This is a genomic window from Pelagirhabdus alkalitolerans (assembly GCF_900096905.1).
Classification (GTDB): Bacteria; Bacillota; Bacilli; order Bacillales; family Amphibacillaceae; genus Pelagirhabdus; species Pelagirhabdus alkalitolerans.
The window spans coordinates 131748-149790 of record NZ_FMYI01000004.1 but is presented as its reverse complement, the minus strand read 5'-3'; the positions used below and the strand labels follow the sequence as shown (position 1 = coordinate 149790).

Here is an 18043-nt window from a genome sequence, read left to right as displayed (position 1 = left end):
TTGTGAGATGACTAGATCCCTCCTTTATGAAGGAAAAGCGAAAAAAGTGTATCAGACGGATCAATCGAATGAACTGATTTTATCTTATAAAAATGATGCCACAGCTTTTAATGGAAAGAAAAAAGAAGTCTTTGATGGTAAAGGTCGATTTAATAATTTAATTTCTTCTCATGTGTTTCATTATTTAGCTGAACACGATATCCCGAGTCACTTTATAAAAAAATTGAATGATACAGAACAGTTAGTTAAAAAGACAACAATTATTCCACTAGAAGTCGTTGTACGCAATCGGGCGACGGGTAGTATTGTTAAACGATTAGGCTTTGAGGAAAATCGCCCGTTTCATCCACCATTAATTGAATTTTTTTATAAAGAAGATGCGTTAGATGATCCGATCATCAATGACCAGCACGCTCTTTTATTAACCGATGCGACTGATAAGGAACTTGAACAGATTAAGGCCTATGCGTTAAGAGTCAATGATGTACTCATGAATTTGTTTGACTCAATTGGTGTGACTTTAGTTGATTTTAAGCTAGAGTTTGGTCGAGATCTGCTCGGTCAAATTGTTTTAGCAGATGAAATTTCCCCCGACACATGTCGGTTATGGGATAAAGAAACCGATGCGAAATTAGACAAAGATGTCTTTAGACAAGGTACAGGTGATTTGTTAACGGTATACGATACGATTTTAAAACGACTGGAGGCAATAAAATGATAAATGTTAATGTTCATATTACGTTAAAAGAAGGGGTACTAGACCCAGAAGGAAAAGCAATTGAAGGGTCTTTGCACAATTTAGGTTACGAAGGCATTGAAGATGTTCGCGTAGGTAAATTGATTAACCTTACATTTGATAACTCAGATCGAATTGAGGAAAAGGTGGAAGAGATTTGTCGTAAATTATTAGCTAATCCAGTCATTGAAAATTATACCTATACGATTGAGGACGGTGTTGCAAAGTGAGGTTTGCCGTCGTCGTATTTCCAGGCTCAAATTGTGACCGTGATATGTACCATGCTGCAAAAGACGCTCTAGGTGAAGAGGCAACACTCGTATGGTATCAAGAAGAATCGCTCGCAGGTTATGATGCTATATTAATTCCAGGTGGTTTTTCATATGGTGATTACTTGCGCTGTGGTGCAATGGCGTCAACTTCACCAATTGTTCGTTCATTACGAGAAGAAGCAGAAAATGGTACACCTATTTTGGGCGTTTGCAATGGGTTTCAAATTTTACTCGAAGCAGGTCTATTACCAGGCGCTTTACTCCGAAATAAGCAGTTAAAGTTTTTATGTCATTATGAAACGCTTATTGTTCAAAATAACCAGACTCAGTTTACGTCTTTATATGAAGAAAATGAAGCGATTCAGATCCCGATTGCCCACGGTGAAGGGAATTACTATTGTGACGATGAAACATTACAACAATTAAAACGAAATAATCAAATTGTCTTTACCTATCAGAATAATCCGAACGGCTCTGTTTCTGATATTGCTGGTATTATTAACGAACAAGGTAATGTTTTGGGGATGATGCCACACCCTGAGCGTGCAACAGAATCCATTTTAGGTAGTGAAGATGGGCTGAAATTGTTTAAGTCAATGCTGGTTAATTGGAGGGATCAATATGCTAAAAACGCTTGAACCATCACCGGAAGTTGTTGAAAAAGAGACCCATTATCGTGAGATGGGATTGTCTGATGAGGAGTATCAACTGATTAAAGATATATTAGGAAGACGCCCGAATTTCACAGAGACAGGTATTTTTTCTGTAATGTGGTCGGAACACTGTAGTTATAAAACGTCAAAACCACTATTATCCCGTTTTCCAACTGACGGCCCTCAAGTCATTCAAGGCCCTGGTGAAGGGGCTGGGATTGTTGATATTGGTGATGGACAAGCCGTTGCATTTAAAATTGAAAGCCACAACCACCCGTCTGCTGTCGAACCTTATCAAGGTGCCGCTACAGGTGTCGGTGGAATTATACGTGACATCTTTTCAATGGGCGCTCGTCCAATTGCATCATTAAATTCACTTCGTTTTGGTCCTTTGACGACAGGACGTGTAAAATATTTATTTGAAGAAGTTGTTCACGGGATTGCGGGTTATGGTAATTGTGTCGGTGTCCCAACAGTCGGTGGCGAAATTCAATTTGATCCATGTTATGAGGGGAACCCACTCGTGAATGCGATGAGTGTTGGGTTGATTGATCAAAAAGATATTCAAAAAGGGATTGCTAAAGGTGAAGGAAATACCGTCTTATATGTTGGATCGAAAACAGGTCGAGACGGTATTCACGGGGCAACATTCGCATCAGAAGATTTATCAGAGGATTCTGAGAGTAAACGTTCAAATGTTCAAGTTGGCGACCCTTTTATGGAAAAATTATTGATTGAAGCTTGTCTTGAGGCGATCCATTCAGATGCCCTTGTTGGTATGCAAGATATGGGGGCTGCTGGTCTGACTTCATCTGCTTCTGAAATGGCGAGTAAAGCTGGCATGGGTATGGAAATGAATCTCGATTTAATCCCTCAACGCGAAGAAAACATGACAGCTTATGAAATGATGCTGTCAGAATCACAGGAACGTATGCTACTCGTCGTTGAAAAGGGACGTGAACAAGAGATTGTAGATATTTTCAAAAAATACAGTTTAGATGCTGTAAACGTTGGTCATGTCACATCGGATAATCAATTCCGTTTACTTCATAATGGCGAAGTTGTGTGTGATATCCCGGTTGATAATTTAGCAGAAGATGCACCGGTTTATCATAAGCCATCAAAGGTACCGGATTATTATAAAACATTTCAAGCGATGCCTAACTATGAACCCGTTGTTCAAGATACGAATGAAATGTTGAGCCGTTTATTACAACAACCGACGATCGCAAGTAAAGAGTACGTCTATGATCAGTACGATTCAATGGTTCAAGCCAATACAGTCTTTGCTCCAGGATCGGATGCTGCGGTCATTCGCATTCGTGATTATGACAAATCAATCGCGATTACAACAGATTGTAATTCGCGCTATATTTATCTCGATCCAGAAGTAGGTGGCAAGATTGCGGTTGCTGAAGCGTGTCGAAATATTGTGGCAACAGGCGCGAAGCCACTTGCTTTAACAGACGGATTAAACTTCGGTAATCCGGATAAACCTGAAGTGTTTTGGCAAATGGAAAAGAGTGTTGACGGGATGAGTCAAGCGTCACTTGCTTTAGATGCACCTGTTATAAGCGGTAATGTCTCGCTTTATAATGAATCGAACCAACAAGCCATCTATCCAACTCCTGTTGTTGGGATGGTCGGATTGCATCGTTCAACAGAAGATATTACCCCTTCTACATTTAGGCAAACAGGTGACGTGATTATCCAAATTGGTGATACAAAACCAGAGTTTGGTGGAAGTGAACTGCAATTTTTATTAGAAGGTGACTATTTCGGAAAAGCACCGTCAATTGATTTAGAAGTCGAAAAAAGAAGACAAGCTCAGTTATTAGAATCGATTCAATCAGGACTTGTTCAATCTGCACATGATCTTTCTGAGGGCGGACTTGCTGTCGGTTTAGCGGAAAGCTTATTTACAGAAGGACAATTAGGAGCATATGTTCAATTAGAAGGCGATCCAACGAGCCTATTATTCAGCGAATCACAGTCACGATTTGTCGTTTCGGTTAAACCAGATGATGTAGAAGCCTTTTTAGAAAAAAATGAAGATGCTCGTGTGATCGGTCGAGTGACCAATGATGCAATGTTAACGGTTGAATTGAATCAAGAACGTGCGATTGATCAATCTGTTAAAGAATTAGAGAAACAATGGAAGGGAGCTATACCATGCTTAGTGAACTCAAAGGGTTAAACGAAGAATGCGGTGTGTTTGCGATTTGGGGTCATGAGAAAGCGAATGAGCTTACCTACTATGGTTTGCACGCCTTACAACACCGTGGCCAAGAAGGTGCTGGTATTATAACAAGTGATGGTGAATCCCTTCATCTTCATAAAGGAATGGGTCTTGTTAATGACGTGTTTGAAAAAGGGCAGATCAACTCATTAACAGGAGAAAGTGCCTTAGGTCATGTTCGTTATGCGACACAAGGAGGCGGTGGATATGAGAACGTTCAGCCATTGTTGTTCCGTTCTCAATCATCGAGCATGGCACTAGCCCATAATGGGAATTTAGTGAACGCTTTTGCTTTAAAGTCACAGCTAGAAGCCCAAGGTAGTATATTGCAAACGACATCTGATACAGAGGTGATTGCGCACCTGATCAAACGGAGTGGACACCTCCATTTAGAAGAAGCAATCAAACAGGCGCTTGGTATGATAAAAGGCGCGTATGCATTTGCACTTTTAACGGAAAAGCAATTGTATGTAGCCCAAGATCCAAGAGGGTTACGTCCGCTATCCCTAGGACGTTTAAATGGCGCTTATGTCGTCGCATCTGAAACATGTGCATTTGATTTAATCGGAGCTACTTACGAACGAGAAGTTCAACCGGGTGAATTACTAATCATTGATGAGAACGGACTGAAATCTACAACATTTAGTTCACCCATGCGTCGTACATTGTGTTCGATGGAATATGTATACTTTTCAAGACCAGACAGTGATATAAACGGTAAAAATGTTCATGCCAGTCGAAAAGTAATGGGTAAGCAATTAGCCAAAGAGTCTTTTGTTGAAGCGGATGTTGTAACGGGTGTGCCTGATTCAAGTATATCAGCAGCGATCGGTTTTTCAGAAGAGGCTGGTATTCCTTATGAACTCGGTTTAATTAAAAATCGTTATGTCGGTCGAACCTTTATTCAGCCCTCTCAAGAACTGAGAGAACAAGGGGTGAAAATGAAATTGTCCCCCGTTCGCGGTATTGTCGAAGGCAAACGCGTTGTCATGGTCGATGATTCGATTGTTAGAGGGACAACAAGCAGACGAATTGTTCGTCTCTTAAAAGAAGCGGGCGCAACAGAAGTGCATGTTCGAATCGCATCACCACCGATTGTTAATCCTTGTTATTACGGGATCGATACATCAACGAAGGCTGAATTAATCGCATCTAATTATGATACACAAGAAATGAGAGAACAAATTGGAGCAGATAGTCTTGCTTTCTTAACGGTTGAAGGTTTAGAAAACTCGATTGTAACAGAACCTTCAAAAGAAGAAGGCATCTGTCACGCTTGTTTTACGGGTCAATATCCAACAGAGATTTATCCGGATACAGTCATTCCGGCGTACAAAGATTAATGATAAACAGGAGGTCTACAATGAGTGATCGATATAAAGCATCTGGTGTGGACGTTGAAGCAGGCTATCAAGCCGTGGAGCTCATGAAAAAACATATCCAACGAACAGATCGAAAAGAAGTCATGGGGGGCGTTGGCGCTTTTGGAGGTTTGTTTGATGTATCGAAAATGTCGTATGAAGAACCGGTTTTAATTTCAGGAACCGATGGTGTGGGAACGAAATTAAAACTCGCCTTTGATATGGACCGTCATGATACAGTCGGTATTGATTTAGTCGCCATGTGTGTGAATGATATCGTCGCTCAAGGTGCAGATCCTTTATTTTTCCTAGATTATATTGCGTGTGGAAAAAATGATCCTGAACGAATCGAGCAAATTGTGAAAGGGATCGCTGATGGTTGTGTGGAGAGTGGTGCTGCTTTAATTGGTGGGGAAACAGCAGAAATGCCAGGTATGTATCAAGAAGATGAATATGATTTAGCTGGATTTGTTGTGGGTATGGCCAATAAACCCGACCTCATTACGGGAACTGAAATTAAGCCGAATGATGTTGTGATTGGCATCGCATCAAGCGGCGTTCATTCAAACGGCTTTTCTCTCGTCCGAAAAATAGTATCAGATGCTTCAATCGCTTTAACAGATCAAGTTGGAGGTTTCGATAAAACGATTGGCGATGTGTTACTCGAACCGACTAAAATATATGTCAAAGCGATTCAAGCACTTAAACAGAAGGTAACGATTAAAGGGATTAGCCATATAACAGGTGGCGGCTTTTATGAAAACTTACCTCGTATGTTACCAGATTCACTAGGTGTTGAGTTGACCAGAGGGAGTTGGGAAGTTCCACCTATTTTTAAGTGGTTACAGGAAACAGCCAAGATGACAGATGATGAGATGATGGGTGTGTTTAATATGGGAATCGGTATGGCTGTTGTGGTCAGTCAAGATGAGAAGGACGAAGCCATTCGAGCGATTGAATCAGCAAATGAATCGGCTTATGTAATCGGACATACGACAGAAACTCAGGGAGTGACGCTCGTTTGAGTGCATTAAACAAGTTAGCTGTTTTTGCATCCGGTACAGGAAGTAACTTTGAAGCCATTGAAAAAGCGATTCGAGAAGGGCAAGTGAATGCCGAAATCGCACTTGTCGTCTCGGATAAACCAGAGGCGAAAGTGATCGACAAGGCAAAGAGTGCTGGGATCCCGACGTTTGTATTTGATCCTAAAGGCTATTCGAGTAAGCAAGTCTTTGAACAAGAAATTGTAGAGGCTTTACATAAAGAAAAAGTGGATTGGATCATTTTGGCTGGCTACATGCGGCTTGTAGGTGATACACTTTTAACACCGTATGAAGGGCGAATCATTAATATTCATCCATCGCTTTTACCAGCGTTTAAAGGTTTAGATGCTGTTGGACAGGCGTTTGATGCAGGTGTGAAAGTGACTGGGGTCACGATCCACTTTGTTGATAAAGGGATGGATACAGGACGTATTATTGCACAAGAAGCGGTGTATGTAAAAGATGGTATGTCTAAACCTGATCTTGAATATGAGATTCAAAAAGTTGAGCATTTATTATACCCAAACACAATTCAACAATTAATCAATAGGGGGAATCAAGCGTGACAAAAAGAGCGTTATTAAGTGTTTCAGACAAAACAAATTTAGTCGGATTTGCAAAGGGATTAGTTGATTTAGGTTATGAACTCATCTCAACAGGTGGTACGTTGAAGAAATTAACCGATAATGGTATTGAGGCGTATCAAGTGTCTGAAGTAACAGGTTCAGAAGAGATTTTAGATGGACGAGTCAAAACCCTACATCCCATTATACATGGTGGGCTATTAGCGAAGCGAGATGACGCTTCGCATCAAGCACAGTTAAAATCACAAGGAATTACACCGATCGATGTCGTTGTGGTCAATCTATACCCATTTAAAGAGACGATTGCTAATCCAAATGTAACAGAAGCGGATGCAATTGAGAATATTGATATTGGGGGTCCGACGATGCTACGTTCCGCTGCTAAAAACTTCAGTGACGTGGCTGTAGTTGTGGATCCAGAAGATTACGGTGAAGTCCTTGAATCACTTAAAAATCGTTATGAGGATAAAACGTGGCGAAAAGCTTTAGCAGCTAAAGTGTTCCGTCATACGGCACATTATGATGCGTTAATTGCGGATTATTTCCGTACGCTAACCGGTGAAAAAGACACCGAGACGTTGACATTATCATATGAAAAAGTGCAATCATTACGTTATGGTGAGAATCCTCACCAAGATGCTGCCTTTTATAAAGAAGCCAATTCAAATGAGGCATCGATTGCACATGCTAAACAATTGAATGGAAAAGCTTTATCTTATAACAACATACAAGATGCCAATGCTGCTCTTGAAATTGTGATGGAGTTTGACCAACAACCGGCTGCTGTAGCCGTTAAGCATATGAATCCATGTGGTGTTGGTATTGCGGATACATTGAGTGATGCATTCGGTCGAGCATATGAAGCCGATTCGATCTCTATATTTGGCGGGATTGTTGCCCTTAATCGTGAAGTCGATTTAAAAACGGCTGAGCAATTACATGGCATATTTTTAGAGATTGTCATTGCTCCAAGTTTTTCACAAGAAGCATTTGATCTTTTAGCACAAAAACCAAACTTAAGACTCCTTGAAATTGATGGTGAGTTTACACAAGACCAAACGGATAAAGTGGTGAGTGTTGTCGGTGGTTTATTAGTTCAAGGGCGAGACAACGGGCATATTACAAAAGAAGATTTAACGGTTGTGACAGATCGAGAGCCAAGTGAAGATGAGCTGAATGATTTATTATTTGCATGGCGTGTTGTGAAACATGTGAAATCAAATGCTATCGTTGTCGCTAAAGATAAACAGACACTTGGTGTTGGAGCAGGTCAAATGAACCGTGTCGGTGCTGCTCAAATTGCCTTTGAGCAAGCAGGTGAAAAAGCAATCAGTGCTAGCTTAGCTTCAGATGCCTTTTTCCCGATGCCAGATACAGTAGAAAATGCAGCTAAAGCTGGTATAAAAGCCATTATACAACCAGGCGGTTCGAAGCGCGATCAAGACTCGATCGATGCATGTAACAAGCATGGTATTGCAATGGTCACGACTAGTATGCGTCATTTTAAACATTAATAATTCAGATAAATCTATATCTAGTGAGGCGATTTAAATGAAAGTGCTGATTGTCGGAAGTGGCGGTCGTGAGCATATGCTCGTTAAAACATTATCGACATCTAAGCGAGTCAAAGAGATTTTTGTAGCACCAGGAAATGGCGGAATTGAAGATGAAGCAACAACGGTGAACATTCGAGAAGATGATCTCGAGTCACTCGTTGAGTTTGCTAAGTCAAACGAGATTGATTGGACGATTGTAGGGCCAGAAATTCCTCTCGCTCAAGGGATCGTGAATCGTTTTAGACAAGAAAATTTACTGATCTTTGGTCCAACACAAGAAGCGGCCCGAATTGAAAGTAGTAAAGATTTTGCTAAAGGGTTAATGAAAAAACATCAGATTCCAACAGCTCGTTACGAGACGTTTACTGATAGTGAAAAAGCCAAAGCCTACGTGAAAGAACAAGGCGTTCCAATTGTGATTAAGGCTGATGGCTTAGCGGCTGGTAAAGGTGTAGTCGTCGCAACAGAAGAATCCGTTGCCCTTGGTGCGATTGAGGATATGCTTGATGGGAACCGATTTGGCGCAGCGGGTGCACGTGTCGTGATTGAAGAATTTTTAGATGGTGAAGAATTCTCACTCTTTGCTTTTGTAAATGGTGAACATGTGTATCCAATGATTCCAGCTCGTGACTTTAAGCGCGCTTTCGAAAATGACGAGGGACCGAATACTGGCGGAATGGGCGCCTATGCACCCGTTTCAGATCTTGAGCCGTCTAAAATAGAAGAAACAATTAAACACGTCCTTGAACCGACTGCAAAAGCGATGGTTGATGAAGGTGTTCCGTTTACCGGAATTCTTTATGCTGGTCTGATTGAAACAAAGCAAGGTGTGAAAGTGATTGAATTTAACGCCCGATTCGGTGATCCTGAGACACAAGTCGTGCTGCCTTTGTTAGAAAATGATTTAATCGATGTGATCGAGAAGGTGTCAAATGGAGAAGATCCAAATCTTCAGTGGAAAGATGCATGTGCAGTAGGTGTTGTTGTTGCTTCAAGCGGGTATCCTGGCGCATATGAGAAAGATGTGGAACTGCCACCCCTCCCTTCATCTGCAACATGTTATGTAACACATGCAGGGACAAAAAAAGCATCAACTCAAACGTATGCATCGACAGGTGGCCGTGTTCTTTTAGTAGGATCGATTCAAGACTCATATGAGAATGCTCAAAAAGAGATCAATCACTACTTATCTAGCTTTGATGTATCAGAAAACTTCTTCTACAGAAATGATATTGGACCAAGACGTTAGCTATAAAAAAATTGAGAAAAAGCAAACAAGTCACTATAATAGCCAAACAACAATAGATAATTATCCATTGTTGTTTGGCTATCTTTATCGGCTCTAAAATAGCGTCTAGAATATGTGTTGGGTTAAAGTACAATAGCATACACAGCTTTTATCATAAGCGTGCGTGTGATCGACCACTCGCTTGCCGCGGGCACGGCCTCAACTAACTTAGGAAAGAAAGGCACTTTCCTAAGTGGATTTTCGGCTCGCGCTGTTCCCGCAGGCGTCTCGTTGTCATCACGCAATAACTTATAGGTGCGCAAATTTCTTTTTTCTCGAGTGGTTTGGTTAAAATACAGTATGGAATCATCAATATAGAGATGTATTGATTCCTCATTGTATAAAAATAAGACTTCGGTAATAGTTCACTGCAATCTTTTACTTACAATTCTTTATAATCAGGTGGTGACGAGAAGCTTTTTGTTTATAACAAAAGATGATCTGTCATTTGAATCCTTATTTTTCACTTAGTTTTTCATTTGAAATAAATGGATTGAAAAATAGATTATGTTACAATGGCCATAGTTTTAGGTAGGAGGCGAATGAGATGAACAAAGAACCAATTTTAGAATTAAGTCATTTGTCGATTCAGTTTACAGGCAAACAAGTACTTGATTCGATTAATTTAAAAGTAAATGCTGGTGAGATCATAGGTTACATAGGGCCAAACGGTGCGGGTAAAAGTACAACGGTCAAAATTATTCTCGGCCTTTTGTCTTCATATAAAGGTGAAGTGAAAGTTTTTGGTGAAATCATTTCTGATAAGTCTATTGATTATAAACGTAAAATTGGCTATGTTCCAGAAAACGGAGAGCTTTATGACGACTTAACCGCTAAAGAATACATTGATTTTGTTGGGCAAATGTACGGACTGACAATGGAGACCATTGATAAAAAACTGCCTGTATTATTTGATGAATTTGATTTATATGGTGTCCGCAACAAGCGTATTGGCAGCTTCTCAAAAGGAATGAAACAAAAGCTATTAATTGTTGCAAGTTTAATACATAATCCAGATTTGATCTTTTTTGATGAACCGTTGAATGGTCTTGATGCTAATTCCGTTATGGTGATAAAAGATATGATGAAAAAGTTGAGAGATGCTGGTAAAACCATTTTCTACTCCTCGCATATTATGGATGTCGTGGAAAAGATCAGTGATCGAATTATTTTACTAAATCAAGGTAATATCGTAGCGGATGGAAGTTTTGAAGAACTTAAGGCGAAGAATGAAGAAGGATCACTAGAAGATATTTTTAATCAGCTAACGGGATTTGATTCACATGGCGAGTCAGCTGAAAACATTGTGTCTGTTATTCAAGGAGTCGAGGCTGATGTATGATAATGCGGCTCTTAAAATTATCGATCGCTTTCAGTTTATTGTTAAACGTTTAGGTGCTGACTATCCGACACTTCGTCTTATTTTAGCATTCAAATTAGCGATGGATCGCAGGCGTGTTCCAACGATTGTACAAGATAGCCGAAAAAATTCATCTCAGTTGATGAGTCCGTTTATCAAGTCATTATTTCTTTATGCACTATATGGCTTTATATTTATACCTTTCTTAGTTATAGATGGTGATTACCTCATCCACTTAACCATTGTGTTTACGATGATGATGTTTATTTTAATGACATCGATGGTATCCGATTTCTCATCTGTACTGCTTGATGTACGTGATCACGTCATATTAAAAACGAAGCCTGTTGATGAAAGGACACAAGTATTAGTGAAATTACTCCATGTCGTCATTTATATCGTCCAAATAGCAGGAGCATTTTTAGTCATTCCACTCATGGTTTCACTGTTTATTCAAGGCCCTGTTTTCTTTCTTTTATTTTTCGTTTCAAGTGTTTTAATTACCATTTTATCGATCGTGTTAACAGCGGTTTTTTACGTCACGGTATTGAAATTTTTTGATGGTGAAAAGTTAAGAAATCTTATAAATGGTATTCAAATTATTTTAACACTAGGGATTTTTGTCGGGTATCAATTTGTGGCACACGCAGCAAATTTAATGAATATAACAGCTGATTTTACGATGGAAGCGTGGTATTTATTAATGCCACCTATTTGGTTTAGTAATCTTTTTGAAATCGTATTAGCAGATCACGTGACAGCACTTACGATCACTGGAGGTATGCTTGCGATCGTTGTACCGATTGTTGGTTTGGTTCTTTACATACGATTCATGCGTTCGTTTGAACAAAATCTTCAAAAATTAATGGCACAATCGGGTGAACATAAAAACAGATTGAGAGCGTTCTGGTATCAGATCGCTAAATTGGTCACACGTGATCATAAGGAACGTGCGATGTTTATGTTTAGTCGGTCTATGATGTTAAAGGAACAGGAATTTAAGTTAAAAGTTTATCCAACGCTCGGCTTGTCACTTATACTGCCTATTATATTTCTGTTGAATCCAGCATGGAATCAGATTGAGTATATGTATTTAATTCCTTTATATTTCACGACGCTATTTATTCCAACGGTAGTGTATATGTTGAAGTATTCGAATAAATCAGAAGGCGCATGGGTCTATTTTTGTTTACCCGTTCAAAACAAACGTTTGTTTTATCGGGCGACGTTAAAAGCATTTATCGTTCAATTCTTTGTACCACTCATCGTATTTTTAGGTCTGTTTTATTATATAGTTATAGGTTCCAATGTCTTAATCCATGTTTTAATCGTCTTCTTAGTTGGGAATTTATCGACTGTTATTAGTTACCGAATCCTTAATTATGGCATTTATCCATTTTCAAAGCCTTTCTCAGTGATGGAATCAGCGAATACAGGTTTGATGATTATGTCTATGTTTATTATAGTTCTATTTGCATTGATTCATTGGCTATTGATCAGTCTATTCGTCTATGGTGCTGTTATTTACTTTGCTTTATTGGTCGTGAGTCATTTAATGGCTTGGCGCTATATAATATAAACAACAAAAACGACACGCTCCAAAATAAATGGGAGCGTGTCGTTTTGATTAATCAAAGGCTTTTTTAAGATCTTTTACTTGTTGTTGAATGTTTTCTGTTTTGTTTTGTTGGTCGTCAATAAATTCACTCATTTTAGTCACGTGCTCTGTTGTATCTTCGGATTTTGATGTCGCTTGTTCCATCGCTGATGCAATCTCAACGCTTGATTGTGAAACATCTTGTGTATGCTGGTTAATATCATCCATAATCTTAATGTTTTCAGCGATTGTTTTCGCAAATTCCTCAAAGCCGCTATTGATCGCTAGAATTTTTTCTGACTCTGACGCAATATGGTCTGCTTGTGTTTCGGTTTGATTACTTACATTTCCAACGCCACTTAAAATATGATCAACGGTGGACGCAATTCGATCTGTTGCATCAACAGAGCGCTCAGCTAGCTTACGCACCTCATCCGCGACGATGGAGAATCCTTTACCATGCTCTCCCGCACGTGCTGCTTCAATTGACGCATTAAGTGCTAAAAGATTGGTTTGTTCAGAAATATCATTAATTAATGTGACGATCTCTTTAATTTTTTCAATTTCTTCTGTTAATTGATTAACAATCACTTTTGTATCATCAGACGTTTTTGCTATCGTCTCCATTGCTTTTGATGATTCACTTACTTGCGTGATGCCTTGGTCTGTTTGTGTGCGCATCTGATTAAAGGAACGTGTTAATTCATCAATGGTTGCGGCAATCGATTGAAATTGACTGTTCATGTTGTCGGTAATGGCTGATGTTTCTTCAAATGTAGAGAGTTGTTCAACAGCACCATTTGAAATCTCATTAAAATAGTTATTTAATCCCGTTATATCTTCTGTTAATTGGTTCATATCAGCTGATATGTTTTCGGATTTTTCTTCTATGTAGTCGATTTGGTGTTGTTGAGTTTCTTGGTGGTTTTGGATTTTGGAGAATAGCGTATTCAGTCGACTGCCTAATACACCAATTTCATTGAAATTTTTTGTGTTGAACCTGACATCGTGATTACCTTGTTCAAATGCATAAATACTTTTTTCCATTTTACGAATCGGTTTTAGGACATAATAATTTAAAAACGTAGCAATCAGTGTAGTAGAAATAATAACCCCCATAAAGTTACTTAAAAACCAGCCAATTAAACCGAAGTCAATACCGGTCATATCAATGATTCTTAGAGCAAAGCTTGAAAGGGTCGTGTTGACAAGTAAGACGACGATTAAAATTAAAATCGCATGCACTTGTATTCTTTTCCAAAAAGTAATTTTCTTGTAGGACATCATTCGTTCTCCTTTAGTCATTTAGTTTCATAGGCTACTTGAGTATAGCAGAGATTGTCGAATGAAGCGACAATTTTGATAAATTTAAAAACCCCGGTGACGTCTTGATGTCATCGGGGTTAGACAATGTTATAATGTTATGTTCACAAAATTGTCGAATTTAGTTAAAAAATTGTGGCAGATGTGTCTTATGTGCTTCCATCATCTCATCAATAATTGCTTTTGCGACTGAATCACTTGGTGTCAGTGGATTAATAGTTAAGGCTAGAACGGCTTTGTCATAATCGCCATTAACTGCTGCTTCAGCACCGATTCTCTCAAATGATTTAATTTGTTGAACAAGTCCTCGAACCGCAACAGGTAAGTCACCAATCGCTAATGGTTTGGGTCCATCTTTAGTGATGACAGAACTAATTTCAACAGCTGAGTCATTCGGTATGCTTGCGATCGCGCCATTATTACGTGTGTTCACAGGTTGAATGTCGCGCTTATCATTATAAATGGATGTAATCAAGCGAACAGCCGCATCTGAGTAATAAGCACCACCACGTTCTTCGAGTTGAGGAGGTTTAATATTGAGATCAGGATCTTTATAGAGCTCGAATAGTTCCTTTTCTAATTCGAGGACAACCTCTGCTCGCGTCCCTTTTTCCTCAGCTTCTTTTTTCGTTTTTTCTAACATGTCTTGAGATTTGTAGTAATAGTTATGGTACGGGCAAGTGAGTGCATCGAGTGCACGAATGAATTCAGGTTCCCAACCAATTCCGTCAATGTTTTTCACAAAGCTCGTGTTTTCTGGGTCTGATAACAATTCAATTACTCGATCTTTGACACTTTCACCATCTAAATAAACATCCAGGCCATAAACCATATGATTTAAGCCTGCAAAATCAATGTGAATGCGTGAAGCATCAACGTCCAATAGTTTTGCAATCCCCATCTCAATTCCGATTGGTACATTGCAGAGTCCTACGACTTTATCGATGTTCGTATAACGTAATACAGCTTCTGTCACCATTCCGGCAGGATTCGTGAAGTTAATAAGCCAAGCATCTGGACAAAGGCGCTCCATATCGTTACAGATATCGACAATCACTGGTACTGTTCGTAACCCTTTGAATAAGCCACCTGGCCCATTGGTTTCTTGACCGAGGACATTGTATTTTAAAGGGATACGTTCATCTTTTGCACGCGCTTCAAGTAAACCAACTCGGAACTGTGTCGTGACAAAATCAGCATCTTTTAACGCTTCCTCGCGGTCAAGTGTTAAATGAACATCGATCGGAAGCTCTGCCTTTTCAATCATTCGTTTAGCTAAGTTTCCTACAATTTCTAACTTTTCTTTTCCTTCTTCAATATCGACTAACCATAGTTCGGTTAATGGAAATTCATCATAGCGTTTAATAAATCCTTCGATTAACTCGGGTGTGTAGCTAGAACCGCCACCAATTGTTGCGACTTTTAATCCTTTTTGCATGCTTGATCCCTCCAGTAGTATTTAATCTATTCTCATCGTAACGTGGTTTTATATTAAATTATAGTACTTGGACTGATTTAGTGGCATGTTCCAACGAATGGGACGTGTTTTTTATTAGGAACAAGATGTTACATAAAACCTTTAATCATCGTCGCAAATTTTCTGCCATGAAATGAAAGAAGTTTGTTATAATAAAACCAGTACTGTAGTTGATTATATAGATAAAGGATGTTGATGATGATAAAACCATTTCTAGTTGTTGCGATCATAAGTTTATTTTTAATTGGATGTTCAAATAATGATACGGATGCAACAGGACAAGACTTAGACCATCGATCAGTGGATAAAGATCCTGTTGAAAGTATCGATTTAGGGTCTGAATATATGTATCCATTGACAGGGATGGGGACAGACGAAGAACCCAATAACCGGATTGTGAGTGTGATGGTGAATAATCATCCAGAAGCAAGACCCCAATCAGGTTTATCACAAGCAGATATGGTATTCGAAATCTTATCAGAAGGGAATACAACACGACTGCTGGCGATGTTTCAAAGTCAGACACCAGACGTTGTCGGTCCTGTGCGGAGTGCCAGACCCTATTACTTTCAATTAGCTGGTGATTACGATGCGGTATATATCTATCACGGCGCAGCTGATTTTATTGAGAACCAGCTACAACAAAGTGGTATTGACAATTTAAGTGGTGCCCAATACGACGGAGATGGCCATCTATTTACACGAGAAGCATTCCGCCAGGCACCACATAATTCATATTTACAATTTCCTGCTGTGACTGAAGTTGCAGAAGGCAGAGGTTATACAATGGAAAAAGAATACGATCCACTTAATTTTGATGATGTCGATCGATCTGATATCGTAGGTGATGAAGTTGAGGAAGTCACCGTTTCATACGGATCAGACCGTGTGCGCTATGTCTATGATGAGACAGACGAGCATTACGTACGCTATAATGGAAACACTCAGACTGTAGAATATGGAGATGAGACACCAATCACGTTGGAAAACGTTTTGATTATGGAAACCCGTCATGCGGTTGTCGATGACCAAGGCCGTCGTGATATTGACTTTGAATCAGGCGGAAATGCTTATTTGCTGCAAAAAGGAAAAGTTCAAAAGGTACAATGGGAATCGGTAGACGGTCGCATTATACCTGTTCGGGATGGCGAGCCTGTCGATTTATTGAAAGGTCAAACGTGGATTAATGTGATCCCAAACAATCCGGGACTATCCGGTATTAGTGAAGTGGAATAGGAGTGAACTATTTATGCAAATCGATAAATTAAGAGGGGAAGAATTGGATCAATTGTTCGATGCGATTTTAACCTTAAAAAATCGAGAAGAATGCTATCGTTTTTTCGATGATATTGCGACAATGAATGAGATTCAAGCATTGGCTCAACGATTAATGGTGGCTAAAATGTTAGATGATGGTCAGACGTATCATGCGATCGTGGAAGAGTCACATGCATCTACGACCACCATTTCTCGTGTGAAGCGCTGCTTAACCTATGGAAATGACGGTTATAAAATGGTATTGGATCGCTTAAATGATGAAGAGGGGGAACAGTAAATGGTGAACTTTGGAGTTATCGGTACGAATTGGATTACAGATCGCTTTTTGGAAGCGGGATTTATGTTAGATGATTTTCAATTAAATGCTGTTTATTCAAGGACAGAACAAAAAGCGAAAGACTTTGCCCGTAAATACGATGTTGAAAATACGTATACAGATTTGGATCAATTTGCTCAATCGGATATGGTGGATGCGGTTTACATTGCAAGCCCGACAGCTCTTCATGCTGAGCAAGCGATCACGTGTATGAAACATGGTAAGCACGTTTTCATCGAAAAACCAATGGCTTCGAATGAAAAAGAGGTGAGTCGCATGATTCAAACGGCTAAAGAAGCAAATGTTTTACTCATGGAAGGAATGAAGACGACATTTGTGCCGAATTTCCATGTGTTAAAAGATACACTTGACACGATTGCGCCAGTTAGACGTGTAGTAGCAAACTTCTGTCAATACTCATCTCGATATGATCGTTATAAACAAGGTGAAGTTTTAAATGCATTTAAACCGGAGTTATCAAACGGTTCAATGATGGATCTTGGTATTTATACGGTTTATCCAGTCGTCTCGTTATTCGGTGAACCAGCACGTGTTCAAGCACAGGCCTATATGCTAGAATCTGGTGTAGATGGTCAAGGGACGATTTCAGCTACATACCCTAATTTAAATGCTGATCTTTTATTTTCTAAAATTACAAATTCGGAGATGCCTTCTGAGATTCAAGGCGAAAACGGATCCATTGTCATTGAAAAATTTAGTGATATGGTTGGATTAACACTCGTGACAAAAGATGGCACTAGACGATCGTTAGATGTCGAACAAAAAGAGAACACGATGTTCTATGAAGCGGAACACTTTGTGAAGTGCATTAAAGAAGGTCAAACAGAGAGTAACATCAATTCACATGAGCGTTCGCTGTATGCTATGCGTGTTCTTGATCGGGCGCGAGCAGATATTGGGCTTGTCTTCCCAGCGGATCAAACAAACGAATAAAAAAGA

16 protein-coding genes are annotated in these 18043 nt (G+C 39.5%); 14 read left to right on the top strand and 2 right to left on the bottom strand.

The genetic code is table 11. The features are described 5' to 3' along the window. Window positions 1–7: 7 nt before the first annotated feature. The 11 genes from purC (at window position 8) to BLR62_RS06835 (ending at window position 12671) form a co-directional block, all read left to right on the top strand. On the top strand, window positions 8–718 hold the full coding sequence (purC, locus tag BLR62_RS06885) for a phosphoribosylaminoimidazolesuccinocarboxamide synthase (protein ID WP_090795129.1): 711 nt from the start codon (window positions 8–10) through the stop codon (window positions 716–718). After that, complete coding sequence (gene purS, locus BLR62_RS06880; protein ID WP_090795127.1) at window positions 715–966, top strand: phosphoribosylformylglycinamidine synthase subunit PurS; 252 nt, start codon at window positions 715–717, stop codon at window positions 964–966. The genes purC and purS overlap by 4 nt, the downstream gene beginning before the upstream one ends. After that, window positions 963–1646, top strand: coding sequence for a phosphoribosylformylglycinamidine synthase subunit PurQ (gene purQ / locus BLR62_RS06875; RefSeq protein ID WP_090795125.1), 684 nt, complete (start codon window positions 963–965; stop codon window positions 1644–1646). Before purS ends, purQ begins: the two co-directional genes overlap by 4 nt. Next, window positions 1630–3858, top strand: a complete 2229-nt coding sequence (gene purL, locus BLR62_RS06870) for a phosphoribosylformylglycinamidine synthase subunit PurL (protein WP_090795122.1) — start codon at window positions 1630–1632, stop codon at window positions 3856–3858. The genes purQ and purL overlap by 17 nt, the downstream gene beginning before the upstream one ends. After that, a complete protein-coding gene (purF, locus tag BLR62_RS06865; protein ID WP_090795118.1) occupies window positions 3834–5243 on the top strand; it encodes an amidophosphoribosyltransferase in 1410 nt (469 codons plus the stop codon). The genes purL and purF overlap by 25 nt, the downstream gene beginning before the upstream one ends. A gap of 20 nt (window positions 5244–5263) precedes the next feature. Continuing rightward, window positions 5264–6286 carry a phosphoribosylformylglycinamidine cyclo-ligase gene (purM, locus tag BLR62_RS06860; protein WP_090795115.1) on the top strand — a complete coding sequence of 341 codons (1023 nt, stop codon included), beginning with the start codon at window positions 5264–5266 and terminating at the stop codon, window positions 6284–6286. Beyond that, window positions 6283–6870 carry a phosphoribosylglycinamide formyltransferase gene (gene purN / locus BLR62_RS06855; protein WP_090795112.1) on the top strand — a complete coding sequence of 196 codons (588 nt, stop codon included), beginning with the start codon at window positions 6283–6285 and terminating at the stop codon, window positions 6868–6870. Before purM ends, purN begins: the two co-directional genes overlap by 4 nt. Then, a complete protein-coding gene (purH, locus tag BLR62_RS06850) occupies window positions 6867–8402 on the top strand; it encodes a bifunctional phosphoribosylaminoimidazolecarboxamide formyltransferase/IMP cyclohydrolase (RefSeq protein WP_090795109.1) in 1536 nt (511 codons plus the stop codon). Before purN ends, purH begins: the two co-directional genes overlap by 4 nt. Window positions 8403–8439: 37 nt before the next feature. Further along, window positions 8440–9693, top strand: coding sequence for a phosphoribosylamine--glycine ligase (purD, locus tag BLR62_RS06845; protein ID WP_090795106.1), 1254 nt, complete (start codon window positions 8440–8442; stop codon window positions 9691–9693). 586 nt (window positions 9694–10279) lie between these two features. Then, entirely contained in the window at window positions 10280–11074 is a 795-nt protein-coding gene (locus tag BLR62_RS06840) for an ABC transporter ATP-binding protein (protein WP_090795103.1), read from the top strand. Further along, entirely contained in the window at window positions 11067–12671 is a 1605-nt protein-coding gene (locus BLR62_RS06835; RefSeq protein WP_090795101.1) for a hypothetical protein, read from the top strand. The genes BLR62_RS06840 and BLR62_RS06835 overlap by 8 nt, the downstream gene beginning before the upstream one ends. A 48-nt stretch (window positions 12672–12719) precedes the next feature. Here BLR62_RS06835 and BLR62_RS06830 read toward each other — a convergent pair whose 3' ends face one another. Together BLR62_RS06830 and BLR62_RS06825 are read right to left on the bottom strand one after the other, a co-directional pair. After that, entirely contained in the window at window positions 12720–13973 is a 1254-nt protein-coding gene (locus BLR62_RS06830; RefSeq protein WP_176759244.1) for a methyl-accepting chemotaxis protein, read from the bottom strand. A 160-nt stretch (window positions 13974–14133) separates the two neighbouring features. Then, complete coding sequence (locus tag BLR62_RS06825; RefSeq protein ID WP_090795097.1) at window positions 14134–15450, bottom strand: 6-phospho-beta-glucosidase; 1317 nt, start codon at window positions 15448–15450, stop codon at window positions 14134–14136. A gap of 237 nt (window positions 15451–15687) precedes the next feature. On the opposite strand from BLR62_RS06825, the gene BLR62_RS06820 reads away from it, so the two are divergent. Genes BLR62_RS06820 through BLR62_RS06810 form a run of 3 tightly spaced genes read left to right on the top strand, consistent with a single transcriptional unit; the run spans window position 15688 to window position 18037 of the window. After that, window positions 15688–16725, top strand: coding sequence for a DUF3048 domain-containing protein (locus BLR62_RS06820; protein WP_245719422.1), 1038 nt, complete (start codon window positions 15688–15690; stop codon window positions 16723–16725). Between the two features lie 13 nt (window positions 16726–16738). Next, window positions 16739–17044, top strand: coding sequence for a YerC/YecD family TrpR-related protein (locus BLR62_RS06815; RefSeq protein WP_090795093.1), 306 nt, complete (start codon window positions 16739–16741; stop codon window positions 17042–17044). Next, window positions 17045–18037, top strand: a complete 993-nt coding sequence (locus BLR62_RS06810) for a Gfo/Idh/MocA family protein (protein ID WP_090795091.1) — start codon at window positions 17045–17047, stop codon at window positions 18035–18037. Window positions 18038–18043: the final 6 nt, after the last annotated feature.

Excerpts from the sequence above, each read along its gene's own strand:
- purC (WP_090795129.1), top strand. The coding sequence starts at position 8 with ATGACTAGATCCCTCCTTTATGAAGGAAAAGCGAAAAAAGTGTATCAG.
- purS (WP_090795127.1), top strand. The coding sequence starts at position 715 with ATGATAAATGTTAATGTTCATATTACGTTAAAAGAAGGGGTACTAGAC.
- purL (WP_090795122.1), top strand. The coding sequence starts at position 1,630 with ATGCTAAAAACGCTTGAACCATCACCGGAAGTTGTTGAAAAAGAGACC.
- purF (WP_090795118.1), top strand. The coding sequence starts at position 3,834 with ATGCTTAGTGAACTCAAAGGGTTAAACGAAGAATGCGGTGTGTTTGCG.
- purM (WP_090795115.1), top strand. The coding sequence starts at position 5,264 with ATGAGTGATCGATATAAAGCATCTGGTGTGGACGTTGAAGCAGGCTAT.
- purD (WP_090795106.1), top strand. The coding sequence starts at position 8,440 with ATGAAAGTGCTGATTGTCGGAAGTGGCGGTCGTGAGCATATGCTCGTT.
- BLR62_RS06840 (WP_090795103.1), top strand. The coding sequence starts at position 10,280 with ATGAACAAAGAACCAATTTTAGAATTAAGTCATTTGTCGATTCAGTTT.
- BLR62_RS06835 (WP_090795101.1), top strand. The coding sequence starts at position 11,067 with ATGTATGATAATGCGGCTCTTAAAATTATCGATCGCTTTCAGTTTATT.
- BLR62_RS06830 (WP_176759244.1), bottom strand. The coding sequence starts at position 13,973 with ATGTCCTACAAGAAAATTACTTTTTGGAAAAGAATACAAGTGCATGCG.
- BLR62_RS06825 (WP_090795097.1), bottom strand. The coding sequence starts at position 15,450 with ATGCAAAAAGGATTAAAAGTCGCAACAATTGGTGGCGGTTCTAGCTAC.
- BLR62_RS06820 (WP_245719422.1), top strand. The coding sequence starts at position 15,688 with ATGATAAAACCATTTCTAGTTGTTGCGATCATAAGTTTATTTTTAATT.
- BLR62_RS06815 (WP_090795093.1), top strand. The coding sequence starts at position 16,739 with ATGCAAATCGATAAATTAAGAGGGGAAGAATTGGATCAATTGTTCGAT.
- BLR62_RS06810 (WP_090795091.1), top strand. The coding sequence starts at position 17,045 with ATGGTGAACTTTGGAGTTATCGGTACGAATTGGATTACAGATCGCTTT.